Annotated in this window: 16 protein-coding genes; 10 read left to right on the top strand and 6 right to left on the bottom strand. The window is 71.2% G+C overall.

Going from position 1 to position 12,758, the window contains the following annotated elements; all coding sequences use genetic code 11:
* Positions 1–10 precede the first annotated feature (10 nt).
* The 6 genes from ABGB11_RS28415 to ABGB11_RS28440 are packed head-to-tail and all read left to right on the top strand — an operon-like array spanning position 11 to position 5,091.
* Entirely contained in the window at positions 11–811 is an 801-nt protein-coding gene (locus tag ABGB11_RS28415) for an enoyl-CoA hydratase-related protein (protein ID WP_347637604.1), read from the top strand.
* The gene (locus tag ABGB11_RS28420) at positions 802–1,980 is read left to right on the top strand and encodes an acyl-CoA dehydrogenase family protein (RefSeq protein WP_347637606.1); all 1,179 of its coding nucleotides are present in this window, start codon (positions 802–804) and stop codon (positions 1,978–1,980) included. Before ABGB11_RS28415 ends, ABGB11_RS28420 begins: the two co-directional genes overlap by 10 nt.
* Positions 1,973–3,085 carry an acyl-CoA dehydrogenase family protein gene (locus ABGB11_RS28425; RefSeq protein WP_347637608.1) on the top strand — a complete coding sequence of 371 codons (1,113 nt, stop codon included), beginning with the start codon at positions 1,973–1,975 and terminating at the stop codon, positions 3,083–3,085. The genes ABGB11_RS28420 and ABGB11_RS28425 overlap by 8 nt, the downstream gene beginning before the upstream one ends.
* 14 nt (positions 3,086–3,099) lie before the next feature.
* Positions 3,100–4,281, top strand: coding sequence for a thiolase family protein (locus tag ABGB11_RS28430; RefSeq protein ID WP_347637610.1), 1,182 nt, complete (start codon positions 3,100–3,102; stop codon positions 4,279–4,281).
* 1 nt (position 4,282) lies between these two features.
* The gene (locus ABGB11_RS28435; protein WP_347637612.1) at positions 4,283–4,693 is read left to right on the top strand and encodes a MaoC family dehydratase N-terminal domain-containing protein; all 411 of its coding nucleotides are present in this window, start codon (positions 4,283–4,285) and stop codon (positions 4,691–4,693) included.
* The gene (locus tag ABGB11_RS28440) at positions 4,690–5,091 is read left to right on the top strand and encodes a MaoC/PaaZ C-terminal domain-containing protein (protein WP_347637614.1); all 402 of its coding nucleotides are present in this window, start codon (positions 4,690–4,692) and stop codon (positions 5,089–5,091) included. Before ABGB11_RS28435 ends, ABGB11_RS28440 begins: the two co-directional genes overlap by 4 nt.
* Here the strand turns inward: ABGB11_RS28440 and ABGB11_RS28445 are convergent.
* Positions 5,051–5,968, bottom strand: a complete 918-nt coding sequence (locus tag ABGB11_RS28445) for a LysR family transcriptional regulator (protein WP_347637616.1) — start codon at positions 5,966–5,968, stop codon at positions 5,051–5,053. The two genes, ABGB11_RS28440 and ABGB11_RS28445, sit on opposite strands and share 41 nt — an antisense overlap.
* Positions 5,969–6,039: 71 nt before the next feature.
* On the opposite strand from ABGB11_RS28445, the gene ABGB11_RS28450 reads away from it, so the two are divergent.
* Together ABGB11_RS28450 and ABGB11_RS28455 are read left to right on the top strand one after the other, a co-directional pair.
* Positions 6,040–6,639, top strand: a complete 600-nt coding sequence (locus tag ABGB11_RS28450; RefSeq protein WP_347637618.1) for a short chain dehydrogenase — start codon at positions 6,040–6,042, stop codon at positions 6,637–6,639.
* A gap of 166 nt (positions 6,640–6,805) precedes the next feature.
* On the top strand, positions 6,806–7,741 hold the full coding sequence (locus ABGB11_RS28455) for an NADP-dependent oxidoreductase (RefSeq protein ID WP_347637745.1): 936 nt from the start codon (positions 6,806–6,808) through the stop codon (positions 7,739–7,741).
* Positions 7,742–7,765: 24 nt separating this feature from the next.
* Here the strand turns inward: ABGB11_RS28455 and ABGB11_RS28460 are convergent, their stop codons facing one another.
* Together ABGB11_RS28460 and ABGB11_RS28465 are read right to left on the bottom strand one after the other, a co-directional pair.
* Positions 7,766–8,914: an OmpA family protein gene (locus ABGB11_RS28460; RefSeq protein ID WP_347637620.1), complete on the bottom strand. Its 1,149-nt coding sequence runs from the start codon at positions 8,912–8,914 to the stop codon at positions 7,766–7,768.
* Positions 8,915–8,991: 77 nt separating this feature from the next.
* Positions 8,992–9,633 (bottom strand): NAD(P)H-dependent oxidoreductase, encoded by a 642-nt coding sequence (locus ABGB11_RS28465; protein WP_347637622.1) that lies wholly within the window; start codon positions 9,631–9,633, stop codon positions 8,992–8,994.
* An 89-nt stretch (positions 9,634–9,722) separates the two neighbouring features.
* Here ABGB11_RS28465 and ABGB11_RS28470 point away from each other — a divergent pair, with 89 nt between their 5' ends.
* Together ABGB11_RS28470 and ABGB11_RS28475 are read left to right on the top strand one after the other, a co-directional pair.
* Positions 9,723–10,175 (top strand): MarR family winged helix-turn-helix transcriptional regulator, encoded by a 453-nt coding sequence (locus ABGB11_RS28470; protein ID WP_347637747.1) that lies wholly within the window; start codon positions 9,723–9,725, stop codon positions 10,173–10,175.
* Between the two features lie 13 nt (positions 10,176–10,188).
* On the top strand, positions 10,189–10,809 hold the full coding sequence (locus tag ABGB11_RS28475) for an alpha/beta hydrolase (RefSeq protein WP_347637624.1): 621 nt from the start codon (positions 10,189–10,191) through the stop codon (positions 10,807–10,809).
* On the opposite strand, the gene ABGB11_RS28480 is transcribed toward ABGB11_RS28475, so the two are convergent.
* From ABGB11_RS28480 to ABGB11_RS28490, 3 genes are read right to left on the bottom strand one after another with little or no spacing between them, the layout of a single operon-like run.
* On the bottom strand, positions 10,790–11,359 hold the full coding sequence (locus ABGB11_RS28480) for a DUF4240 domain-containing protein (protein WP_347637626.1): 570 nt from the start codon (positions 11,357–11,359) through the stop codon (positions 10,790–10,792). The two genes, ABGB11_RS28475 and ABGB11_RS28480, sit on opposite strands and share 20 nt — an antisense overlap.
* Positions 11,360–11,386: 27 nt before the next feature.
* A complete protein-coding gene (locus tag ABGB11_RS28485; RefSeq protein ID WP_347637628.1) occupies positions 11,387–11,929 on the bottom strand; it encodes a GMC oxidoreductase in 543 nt (180 codons plus the stop codon).
* 21 nt (positions 11,930–11,950) lie between these two features.
* A complete protein-coding gene (locus ABGB11_RS28490; protein ID WP_347637630.1) occupies positions 11,951–12,571 on the bottom strand; it encodes a hypothetical protein in 621 nt (206 codons plus the stop codon).
* Between the last annotated feature and the right edge of the window lie 187 nt (positions 12,572–12,758).

The raw sequence follows: 12,758 nt of genomic DNA on the forward strand, positions 1-12,758 counted from the left end.
AGGAGTGAACGTGCGCACCACGCTGAAGCATCTGCGCTACGAGGTGACGGGCGACGTCGCGACGGTCTGGCTGTCCAGGCCGCCGGTCAACGCCGTCCACCAGGACATGTACAGGGAGATCCACGGGCTTTTCGCCGACATCGACCAGATGGGCGCGGGAATCCGCGCGATCGTTCTCGCCGGTGACGGCGACCAGTTCTGCGCCGGGAACGACCTGGCGGAGTTCGAGACGCTGTCGCCGGAGAACACCCGGGAGCGGATGTTCCACGTCCGCGAGGCGTTCTGGGCGGTTCGCGAGGCGGCGGTGCCGGTGGTCGCCGCCGTCCACGGGGCAGCCCTCGGAACCGGTCTCGTGCTCGCCGCGTCCTGCGACCTGATCATCGCCTCCGACGACGCCCGGTTCGGCCTCCCCGAGCTGAACGTCGGGGTCATGGGAGGCGCCAGGCATCTCGGCAGGCTCCTGCCCCAGGCCCTGACGCGGCTGATGTTCTTCACCGCGGATCCGCTGCCGGCCTCGGAGTTCCTGAGGCTCGGGGGAGTGGTGGACGTCGTCCCGCGGGACGAGCTTCCCGGACGGGCCAGGGCCGTCGCCGAGCGGATCGCCCGGCACAGCCCCACGGCACTGCGCATCGCCAAGTCGGGTCTGAACGCCATCGAGTCCCTGGACCTCAAGCGGGGGTACGAGTTCGAGCAGGGGCTGACCGGCCGGATGTCCGGCCACCCCGACGCCAAGGAGGCGCTGCGGGCCTTCCGGGAACACCGCAGCCCCGAGTACGCGCCGCCGCCGGTCGCGGATCGGCCGTGGTCGTGAGGGCGGCGGCGAGGTCACTGGACGACCGCGTCGACGAACTCCTCGACCGGTGCGACCCCCGGGCGGCCACGGCGGCCGAGTTCTTCGGCGCGCAGTTCGATCTCGGCCTGGCCTGGGTCGGGTTCGGCGAGGGCGAGGGCGGCCACGGCGCACCCGCCGGGGAGCAGGGCCGGGTCCGGGCGAGGCTCGCCGCGGCGGGGGCTCCCGACCATCCGCTGCGGTCGGTCATCGGCCTCGGCATGGCCGCGCCGACCATCGCGGCCCACGGGTCGCCGGAGCTGCGGCGCCGCCTGCGGGCGATCTTCACGACCGAGGAGACGTGGTGCCAGCTGTTCTCCGAGCCCGGTGCGGGCTCGGATCTCGCGGGTCTGGCGACCCGCGCCGTCCCGGTGGACGGCGGCTGGATCGTCAACGGCCAGAAGGTCTGGACGTCGTACGCGCACGTCGCCGACTGGGGCCTGCTGCTCGCACGCACCGATCCCGAACTGCCCAAGCACCGCGGCCTGACGTACTTCGCGCTCGACATGCGGACGCGAGGGGTCGAAGTCCGCCCGCTGCGCCAGATCACCGGCGACGCGGAGTTCAACGAGGTGTTCCTGACCGACGTCTTCGTCCCGGACACCCACCGGCTCGGAGAGCGGGGAGCCGGGTGGACCGTCGCGATGACGACGCTCATGAACGAGCGCACGGCCCTGCCCGGCAACGCCGCCGGCCTGGAGGACCCGCTCGACGCGGTCCTGCGGGAGGGCGCGGCACGGCACGTCACCGATCCCGTCCTCCTGGACCGGCTCGTCGCGCTCAGGGTCCGCGGGCGGCTCATCAAGCTGACGCTGCACCGGTTCGGTGCCGACTCGGACGGCGGGCCGGGGCCGGAGGGGTCGATCGGCAAGCTGCTGTGGGCCGAGTACATGAAGGACGCCACCGAGCTCCAGGTCGACCTGCTCGGGCGCGACGCGATCGCCTACCCGCCCGGATACCGGCTGCGGCGAACCGGGCGGCCGGGCCCCGGCGGCGATGTCCGGTACGACTACCTGCGCAGCCGGGCGGCGTCGATCGAGGGCGGCACCTCCGAGATCATGCGCGGCATCCTCGCCGAGCGCGTCCTCGGTCTGCCTCGCGAGCCGGACCCCGGTCGGGGCCTGCCGTGGAACGAGGGCCGCCATGGATGAGCTGCCCGACCTGGCGCGGGTGGACCTCGGCCTGACCGCTGAACAGGCGGAGTACCGGGACGTCCTGCGCGATCTCCTCTCTCCCGCCTCGCCTGGGACCGCGGCGGCCGGCCCGCCGGACGCGGAGTCGTGGCACCGGCTGTGCGCCGAGACGGGCCTCGCCGGTGCGGCGATCGACCCCGCGTACGGGGGCGGTGGCGGCGGGACGCGGGACCTCGCGGTGGCGTTCGAGGAACTCGGCCGGGCGCTCGCCACGGTGCCCGCCCTGTCCACGGTCGGTCTGGCGGCCTCCGCGCTGACCCTGTCCGGCGACGGCGAGGCGATGGAGCGGTGGCTGCCGCCCATCGCCGAGGGACACCTCACGGCGACGGTCGTGTGGCCGGACGGGACGGACCGGCTGGTCGCGGAACCGCTCGGCGGTGACCGCCACCGCATCGACGGCACCGCCGCGTTCGTCCTGGACGGCTCCACGGCCGACCTGCTCATCGTCGCGGCCCGCGCGGGCGCATCCGGGACCGTGCTGCTCGCCGTCGATCCCGGGGGCCAGAGCGGTGTCGTCCGCGAACCGCTGCCCACGTTCGACCTCACCCGCCCCTTCGCCGCGGTCACCTTCCGCGCCGCGACGGGGACCCTCGTGGGACGGGCGGACGACGCGGACCAGGTGCTCGCCGGGACGCTGGACCGCGCCCGCGTGCACCTCGCCGCCGAGCAGCTGGGCGGCGCGGCCGCCTGCCTGGAGTCGGCCGTCGCATACGCGAGGACGCGCGTCCAGTTCGGCCGGGCGATCGGGTCGTTCCAGGCCGTCAAGCACAAGTGCGCCGACATGCTGGTCGCGGTCGAGACGACCCGGACGGCCGTCCGCTACGCGGCGTGGGCGGCCGACAACGCCCCCGGACTCCTCCCGGCCGCCGCCGCCATGGCCCAGGCGGAGGCGTCCCGGTCGTTCCTCCTGGCGGCGTCCGAGAACCTCCAGATCCATGGCGGGCTGGGCTTCACCTGGGAGCACTCCGCACACCTCTACCTCAAGCGCGCCAAATCCATGGCGGTGTTCCTCGGCGGTCCGCGCGACCATCACCGCGCGCTCGCCGGACACCTCGGCCTGTGAAGGAGAAAAGACCTATGCGTTCCGCCGTCATCGTCGACGCCGTCCGTACCGCGGGCGGCAAGCGCAACGGTGCCCTGTCCGGCTGGCATCCGGCGGACCTGGCGGCCGAGGTGCTGGCCGCGCTCGTCCGGCGCACCGGCCTGGACCCCGCCCTGGTCGACGACGTGATCATGGGCTGCGTCACGCAGATCGGCTACCAGGGCGGGAACATCGGGCGGTGGGCCGCCCTGTCCGCGGGGTTCCCCGAATCCGTCCCGGCGACGACGATCGACCGGCAGTGCGGCTCGTCCCAGCAGGCCGCCCACTTCGCGGCGCAGGCGGTGCTGTCGGGGACGTCCGACATCGTGATCGCCGCCGGTGTGGAGGTCATGTCCAGCACCCCGATGGGCGGGGCGATCGGCGACGGGAAGCTGCCGTTCGGGCGCCGTGTCGAGGAGCGCTACGCCGGGACCGAGCACGGCCTGCCCGCGCAGGGGATCTCGGCGGAGCTCATCTGCGCCGAGTGGGGGCTGACCAGGTACGAGATCGACGAGTACAGCGCCGAGAGCCACCGCCGCGCGGCGCGTGCGCGCGACGAGGGGCGTTTCGCGAACGAGATCGTCCCGGTGGCGTCCAGGCGTCTCGGGGATACGGCGGAGACCGGCGACCTCGTCCAGGCCGACGAGGGGATCCGGCCGGGAACGACGCCGGAGATCCTCGCCAAGCTGCGCCCCGCGTTCACCGCGGACGGCTTGATCACGGCAGGCAACTCCAGCCAGATCACCGACGGCGCGTCCGCCATGCTCGTCATGAGCGAGGACCGGGCGGACGCCCTCGGGCTGACCCCGCGGGCCCGCTTCCACACGCTCACCGTGACCGGGTCCGATCCCGTGCTCATGCTGACCGGCCCGATCCCGGCGACGGAGAGGGCGCTCGCCCGCAGCGGTCTCGGCATCGACGACATCGACGTGTTCGAGGTGAACGAGGCGTTCGCCCCCGTGGTCCTCGCCTGGGCCCGCGAACTGCACCCGGACCCGCGGCGCGTCAACCCCAACGGCGGCGCCATCGCCCTCGGGCATCCGCTCGGCGCGACCGGGGTCAAGCTCATGGCCACCCTGATCGGCGAACTGGAGCGCACCGGCGGCCGGTACGGGCTCCAGACGATGTGCGAGGGCGGCGGCATGGCCAACGCGACCATCGTGGAGAGGCTCGGCTGACATGTACGACGTTCCGATCGAGCGCGGGAAGATCCGCGAGTTCGCCCGCGCCGCGCGATCCTCGAACCCGGCCTACGACGCGCCCGACGCCGTCGTGCCGCCCACCTTCCTGACCACGGCGATGCTGCTCTGGGAGCCCCCGGACGAACTCGACCTGAGCGAGGTCCCGTTCGACATGCGCCGCGTCCTGCACGGCGAGGAGGAGTTCGTCTTCCACGGCCCGATGCCGCGGGCGGGGCAGACCCTGTCCGTGCGCAGCCGCCTCGGCGACATCGTCCGCAAGACCGGCAGGCGCGGCGGCGGCCTGACCCTGTTCACCCTCATCCACGAGTTCTACGACACGTCCGGCTCGCTGGTCGTGGAACAGCGCACGACGCTCGTGGAGACCAGCCGCGCACCGGAGGAGAAGTGAGAGACGTCAAGGTCGGCGATGTCGCCGAGCCGCGCGTGTTCGGCCCGATCGACCGCACCGACATCGTCCGGTACGCGGGTGCATCCGGCGACTTCAATCCGATCCACCACGACGAGGAGTTCGCCAGGTCGGCGGGGTTCCCCACGGTGTTCTCCATCGGCATGCTCCACGCCGCGCTCCTCGCGACCTACGCGACGGACTGGCTGGGGACCGACAACGTCGTCCGCCACTCCGTCCGGTTCCGCGAGCAGGTATGGCCCGGGGACGTGCTGACCTGCTCGGGAACCGTCACCGAGGTCGACGCCGGCACCGTCACCGTCGACCTCCTCTGCACCGGTCAGGCCGGTGCCGTGGTGGTCAGTGGGACGGCCGTGTTCCGTCGGGAGAACGGACGCTGATGCTCGTCAACACGTCGAGGGCGGCGACGATCGCCGGATGTTTCTCCGTGCCTGACCTGGTCACGGCCTCGACCGTGCGGCCCTTCTCCGGTATCGGCAGGATCGCCACGCCGTCAGGCGGGTCGTCGCACAGCAGCCCGGGGAGGATCGTCACGGCCAGCCCCGCCGCCACCAGGGCCAGGGCCGCCCGCAGATCGGTGTAGTCGTGCTCCAGTCGGGGCGCGAAGCCGGCGCTGTGGCAGGCGTGGAGCATGACGTCGCGGCAGGCGCTGGGCGGGGGCGTGGTGACCCAGCGCTCGCGCCGGAGTGCCGCGACGCCCTGCTCACCGGCGGCCGCCCGCAGCCCCTCGGGGACGGCGAGCGCCAGCGGGTCCTCGAAGAGCGTACGTGCGGCGAGCCCGCCGGGAAGGCCTGCCCCGAGGTGCGGGTAGCGGTAGTGGAGCACCAGATCGAGGTCGCGCCGCCTCAGCATGGGCAGGGCCTCCTCGGGCTCCGCCTGGATGATCCTCGGGCGGAGCCTCGGGTGGCGCTCGACCAGGGCGCTCGCGAGAGGGGCGGCCACCGGGGCGAGGGCACTGGTGAAGCAGCCGATGACGAGCTCTCCCGCGACCTCCCCGTCCGTGGCCCGCACGATGCCGTGCGCCCGTTCCAGTTCGGCGAGCACCCGCTCGCTCTGCCTGACCAGCGCGGCACCGGCCGCGGTCAGGCTCACGGTGCGTCCCTCACGGTGGAGCAGGACGGCGTCGGTTTCGGTCTCCAGCGCGCGCAGCTGCTGCGAGACGGCGGACGGGGTGACCTGGTGCACGTCGGCGACCGCGGTGACGGTGCCGTACTCCGCCAGGTCGCGCAGCAGGATGAGGCGTTTCACGTCGAGCATGAGCTCATCTTAAAAGGATATGCAGTATATGTAGCTGGACTTCAATGACCTATCTGGACGACCATCCATCCATGAAGATTCTGCTGATCGGAGCCACCGGAACTCTCGGCCGTGCCGTCCACGCGGCGCTGCGCGAGCGCGGCCATGAGATCGTCACCGCGTCGCGCACCGGATCCGAGATCTCCGTGGACATCACCGACCCCGACTCCATCAGGGCGATGTACGAGCGGGCGGGGCGGCTCGACGCCGTGGCCGGCGCCGCCGGCGGCGTCCCGTGGAAGCCCTTCACCGAGCTGAGCGCCCAGGACGTGCGGGACGGCCTCACCGGCAAGGCCTTCAGCCAGATCGAACTCGTCCGGCAGGGCACCGCGCGGGTGGCCGAGGACGGGTCCTTCACCCTCATCAGCGGTGTCCTCGTCCGCGATCCGCTCGTCCGCGGCTCGATGGCGTCGGTGGCCAACGGCGCCGTCGAGGCGTTCGTCCGGGCCGCCGCGATCGAACTGCCGCACCGCCAGCGGATCAACGCCGTCAGCCCCACCGTCTTCACCGAGTCGATGGATCGCTACGGCGACCTGTTCGCCGGCTTCGAACCCGTCCCGGTCGCCATGGCGGCCAACGCCTACATCCGCTCCATCGAAGGCCGCCAGACCGGCCAGGTGTACGAGATGTGACATCGGTGAGTCACCAAGCCGATGAAGCCGCAGATGAAACGTCAACTCATGGGAGGCAACCGATGCGCGTGCTCAGCGTCATCATCGCCGGCGCTCCACTGACCGCGGGGCTGCGGGGCCTTCGCGCACCGGGCGCCGCCGGGATCGACGGTGCCCGGTGAGGGCGGTGGTCTTCGGCGGGTTCGGGCCGCCTGAGGTTCTGGACATCGTCGAACTTGCGGTGCCCGATCCAGGGCCCGGACAGGTGCGGGTCCGGGTGCTGGCCGGTGGTGTGCAGCCTTTCGATACCGCTGTGCGGCGGGGGGTGATGGGGGTGCCCGTCAGCTTCCCGCAGCAGATCGGCAACGAGTTCGCCGGGGTCGTGGACCAGGTCGGTGCGGGGGTGGACGCCTGGTCTGAGGGCGATGAGGTGTTCGGCTGGTCGCACATGTCATCGCTGGCGGAGTACGCCGTCGCGGGGGTGGACGCGATCGTGGGCAAGCCCGCGGGCATGCCCTGGGAGGTGGCGGGCTGCCTGTCGGCCTCAGGCCAGACGGCGCTGACCGCGCTGCGGGAGCTCGGCGTGGGCTCTGGGGACACTGTGCTGGTCCACGCCGCCGCGGGGGGAGCGGGAACGATGGCGGTGCAGATCGCTCGGGCCTACGGTGCCGAGGTCATCGGCACTGCCGGCGAGGCCAATCACGAGTACCTGATCGAGTTGGGCGCCACACCGATCACCTACGGCGACGGGCTCGTCGACAGGGTGCGCGCCGCTGCGCCGAACGGTGTGGACGCGGTCCTGGACGCGGTCGGCGGGCAGGCCCTGCGGGACTCGCTCGCCCTCGTCCGGGACAGGAGCCGCATCGGCACGCTGGTCGATCATGACCTGGCCGTGGAGCTGGGCGTCCGCGGCATCCGGGCGCGGCGTGCCGCCGAACAACTGCAGCAGCTCGTCACGCTCTATGACAGGGGTATGCTGCGCGTCCACATCCGCGCGACGTACCCGCTCGAAGCGGTCGCCGACGCGCATCGCGAGGTCGAGACCGGCCACGGGAGAGGAAAGGTCGTCGTCACGCTCGACGGCGGGCGGTATCCCGCACACCCCTCGCCGGTGACCACGTGATCACCAGCGAGGGGTGTGACGTGGTCAGGACCGGGCAGCCGAGATGACCACGCGGCGGTTTCGCGTGCGGCCTCTGGGGTCATCGGAACCGTCCTTCTTGGTATTGGACGCCGCAGGCTTGGTCTCGCCGTAGCCCATGGCCTTGAGCCGGGAGCGCTCGATGCCGCCTTCGGTCGCCAGCCAGTCGACGATCGTCTGCGCCCGGCGCTCGGAGAGGGTCTGGTTGGACGCCGGGTCGCCCTTGGAGTCGGTATGGCCGTCCACCTGGATCGGAGCGCCGGACGGGATCTCCCGCCGGATCGACTTGACGAGCTCGGCCAGTTCTTTGGCGGCGGCGGCCTTGATGCGGGCCTCGCCGAAGTCGAAGAGGACGTCCGCCCCGAGGCTGTAGGCGATCTTGCCGTCGCCCTTGAGGGCCTCGCCGGGGCCGGCGGCGTAGGGCTTGAGCTCGGCCGCGGGAACCTCCACGGGCGGGATCTCGACCGCCGGCACGCTCACGGCGGGGACACTGACTGCGGGGAGGCATTCGCCGTCGTCGTTGCAGGCGGCGTCGCGGGTCACGGCCGGGCGGTTCAGCGCCGGCCTGACGAGCGTCGCCCGGAGCAGGGTCGGGCGCACGACCGCACCGACGACCTCTCCCCCAGTGGCCGGCTCGCTCTGGCACACCTCTTCACCCGTGACGGGCAGGCGGGTGGCGGGTGCGCTGGAGACCGCCGATTGCGTCACGGGCTCGACGTCGATTCCCGGAGCCGCGGCACCCGGGATCGTGACCTCCGGAAGCCTCACCCCGGGGATCGTGACCCCCGGGATGGTGACCGCGCCGAGACAGCCGCCGGGGGCAGGTTCGTGCTGCACGCACTGCGCCGGGATGTGCTGGGCCGGGACGTCCACCCCCGGGATGGTCACCGCAGGGACCTTCTCGCCGCTGATCGTCGCCTCCGGGACATGCACCGGATCGGCGTGGACGGCCGGCACATCGACGGCCTTGATCAGCTTGCGGCCGTCCGGGCAGCTCGCCGGTTCCGGACCCGCCGCCGGCGGGGCGGGATCGGAGGACCCGCTCGTGCCGCCGGTCTCGTTCTTCCGCTGTCCGCCGTCTCCGGTGCCGCCGCAGCCGCCGATGAGCAGGAACGCCGCGCAGGATGCGGCGAGGATGAGTGGTGCGTGCTTCACGGTCTTCATCTCTTCTCGTAGGCGAGGGGTGTGCGGGGTACCGCCTGCCCCGGCCGACTGCGCATCCGCTGACGGCGTCAGGCAGAGACCGGGGCCCACAGCTGGTCGATGGCGTTCTCCGCTGATGTGAGGCTTTCGGCGGCGAGTGGCCTCAGGTCGCGCATCGCTGGTGCCTCGTCGGCGAGGGTGAGTTCGGCGGTAATGAAGTGGGGCTCCAGGCCGGTCATCGCCAGGCCGTGCGGCAGCCACGCCTCCGCGTGGTCCCACCCTTCGCGCGGCGTGCCCGCGCCGTATCCGCCGCCGCGGCTGGCGACCGCGATGAACATCCGGCCGCCGAGGAGCCCGGTGAACGTCTCGGGGTCGTAGGAGAGCCCGGGCGCGATCAGGTGGTCGACCCAAGCCTTGACGCTGCTGGGCACGCCGAAGTTGTAGAGCGGCAGGCCCAGCACGATCGTGTCGGCACGCCGCACCTCCTCGATAAGGCGCCTGCTCAGTTCCCACGACTCCGCCTGGGCCGGGGTGTGCTCGTCGACCGGCGTCGTGCGGGCAAGGCCGCCCGCCGTGTCGATGTGCGGCAGAGGGTCGCCGCCGAGGTCGCGGTAGGTGACGGTGCCGTCCGGGTGCGCGGCACGCCAGGCGTCCGCGGCCCGGGCGCTGAGCCGACGACTGACGGACTGGTCGCTTCGGATGCTCGAGTCCACGTGGAGTAGGTGCGACATGGATGATCCTTAAGTAGATAGTTTGTGTTACGCAAACTATTGGTACCACATGGATTCATGACCGTCCAAGTAGACTTGGACGCGTGAGCATGCTGCCCGTCGTCAACCAGCCGCCCCATCGGTCGGCCGCGCTGCTCGACCAGCTGGCACGGCGCATGCGGCTTCGCGCGGAGTCGGTGCTGGAACGGTTCGGCATGCGTCCGCGTCACTTCGTCGCCCTCACGGTCCTGCGCGAGTGCGACGGCTGCACCCAGCAGACCCTCACCGCCAAGTTGGAGATGGACGGGACGAACGTCGTCGGCCTGCTCAACGACCTCGAAGCCGAGAACCTCATCGAGCGGCGGCGCTCACCCGAGGACCGCCGCCGCCACATCGTGCAGATGACCGACGAAGGCCTCCAGCGGCTCGCGAAAGCCGAATTCGCGCTCACGGCGGCCGAAGAAGACGTGCTGGGCGCCCTCGACAGCGACCAGCGCGAGACCCTGTACCAACTGCTCCAGCAGGCGGTCAACGGCCGTCCGCCCGCCCGTACCGCCGAGTAGGAGACTGGCAGCCATGACAATCTTGTTCGTCGACGGGTGGCTCGGCCCGGAAGCCGGTGACTGGCAGGAGCTGTGGGCGCGCAAGCTGCCCGGATCGGTCCGGGTGGAACAGGACGACTGGCGGTTCGCCGAGCGTGACCCGTGGATCGCTCGCCTCGACGAAGCGATCGCGAGCTGCGCGGAACCGCCCGTGCTGGTGGCGCACAGCCTCGGCTGCCTCGCTGTGGCCCATTGGGCCGCCAAAGGTCCCGAGCGGCCGGTGCGTGCCGCGCTCATGGTCACTCCCGCGGACGTGGAGCGCAACCCCACCGCGGAGATCGTGGGATTCGATCCGATCCCCAGGAGGGCGTTCCCCTTCAAGACGATCGTCGTCGCCAGTCAGAACGACCGCTGGATGTCGCCTGAGCGGGCGCTGTCGTTCGCGACGTCATGGGGTGCGCGTGTCGTCGACGCGGGCGAGGTCGGGCACATGACCGTCAGAGGCGGGTACGGCCCCTGGCCCGAGGGCGAACGGTTCCTGGACGACCTGCTGGATCCTGAACCACTGGGAAGGACCGGCGCGCGAACGCTGTCGCCAAGTCCGCGGCCGGTCAGTGTGACTATGTCGCCTTGGTCTACGAGAGCAGCCTGCTGAGACGAGGTAGCCGCTTGCTGAGTTCAGCGGGGTCTGTGGAATCCCACCTCTTGCCGGTGGGCTCGGGGGCGGATCGGCTGTGGTGGCCGCGGAACCGCAAGGTGTCGTAGATGCCTTCGTCTTTCCCGGTGACCTGATCGAAGGCGTGTCTGGCGACGTAGCCGAGCTCCTCCCACCAGGGCCACTCGTCCTCCTCTGACCAGTCCCGCATCGGTCGTCCGGCCAGGCGTGTCACCTGCGGAAGGTCGGCGAGGTTGTCGGGATCGGCGGCCGCGTGCTCGAAGGCCTGCCGTCCCAGGCCGATCAGCCACACCTGGAAGTACCAGAAGCTGTCACTGGAGCATGCTCCGCCGAAGATCTGGTCGGCGGCGACCCACATGTCGTGGGTGTCGATCCGCTCGCGAGCCCTGTCCAGGAAGACCTGGAAGTCGGCGATCTCTGCTGGCCGTCTCTCCGTCAGGCGAGCTTCCAGCCAGGCTGTTCGCGACCTTTGATCGGGGGTGTCTCGTCCGGACTGCTCGATCAGGTTCCAGAACTCTTCGATCTTCATGGCGCCTCAGTGTGGCCGAGGAGTACGTCATTTCGCTCCGGGACGGCTGCGGTTGATGAGGTCGGCTGCTCGCCAGGCCAGAGTGGAGACGGGGCCGTTGAGGTTGCCGCCGACCATCGTGGGCAGCACCGAGGCGTCCACGACGCGCAGGCCGGTCACGCCGCGGACCCGCAGTTGGGGGTCGACGACGCCGTCGTCGTTCGGGCCCATCGCGCAGGTTCCGATGGCGTGGTAACCGCAGGTGCCCTGCTCCAGGCCGGCGGCGATGATCTCGTCATCGCCCTGGACGCTCGGCCCGGGCACCGTCTCGTGTTCGATGCGGCTTGCGAGGGGCTCGGTGGCGAACAGGCGGCGGATGGCGCGGAAGACGTCGACCGTCACGGTGCGGTCGTGCTCGGTGGCGAGGTAGTTGGCGTCGATCTCAGCGGCGCGAGGTCCCCGAGATCGGCGAGGAACTGGCCGTCGCCCGCACTGGCGGATCTGGCCGACCGGCTGCACGGTGTGGCCAGCGAGGACATCGCGCAGCTCGCGGGTCCAGCGTGAACAGTGGACGCGCCTGAGGCGCGTCATCGAGGCGGGCGTTCCGGTGTCCTACGCGCGAGAGCGCGCGGAGGATCCGGCGCGCCTGGGATGTTCGGGCACGCTGCCGATCGCGATGGAGACCAGCAGCACGAGCGCGGCGGCTCCCACCACCTGGCTTTCTCCCACCGCGGGCAGGTCCGACTTGGGGCCGCCGACCGGCGCGAAGCGGTCTCGCGGATCGAGGACGACCGGCATGGTGTCGCCGCGCCCGTAGCCCTCGCAGCTGGTGGCGAGCTCACCCGGGATCGGGGCGCCGTCGGTACGGCGCAGCGTGCAGTGGTGGCTTTCGGAGCCGCGGCTCTCCGTCGTCCAGGTCCGTTCCACCACCGCTTCGGCATCGACGCCGACAAGGGTCATCGCGATGTCTCGCGCAGCCACGACGCCGACGATGTAGAGAGCGAGCAACGACAGGACGCCGAAGGTCAGCGGCACACCGCTGAACCGGAGTGGCCGCCGCGTCTGGTACAGCCATCCCAGCGCGACCACCGTCGAGATCATCCCGATGACGGCGATCAGAGCCCCGGCCGTCGCGTTCCACCACAGGTAGCCGGCCACGGCGCACACGAACCCGAACGCGGCCACGCCGAGCACCAGGCCACCGCGCAGCACGGCGGAACCGACGACAGACATACTTCCTCCACCAGGCCATACCGAACGCAAGAGCGTAACTGGTGATCGTATTGTCATCGCCGGGGGCGCGAAGACCTCCGCTGTGGTGTGGAGCCTCGACACCTCCACCACAGCGGAGGTCTTCCTTGCTCACCAGACGCCCTCCGGTGTCGTGATCAGTGATCCTGGGGCGCGGATCGAGCGGAAT

This window comes from Actinomadura sp. B10D3, assembly GCF_039871695.1.
GTDB lineage: Bacteria > Actinomycetota > Actinomycetes > Streptosporangiales > Streptosporangiaceae > Spirillospora > Spirillospora madurae.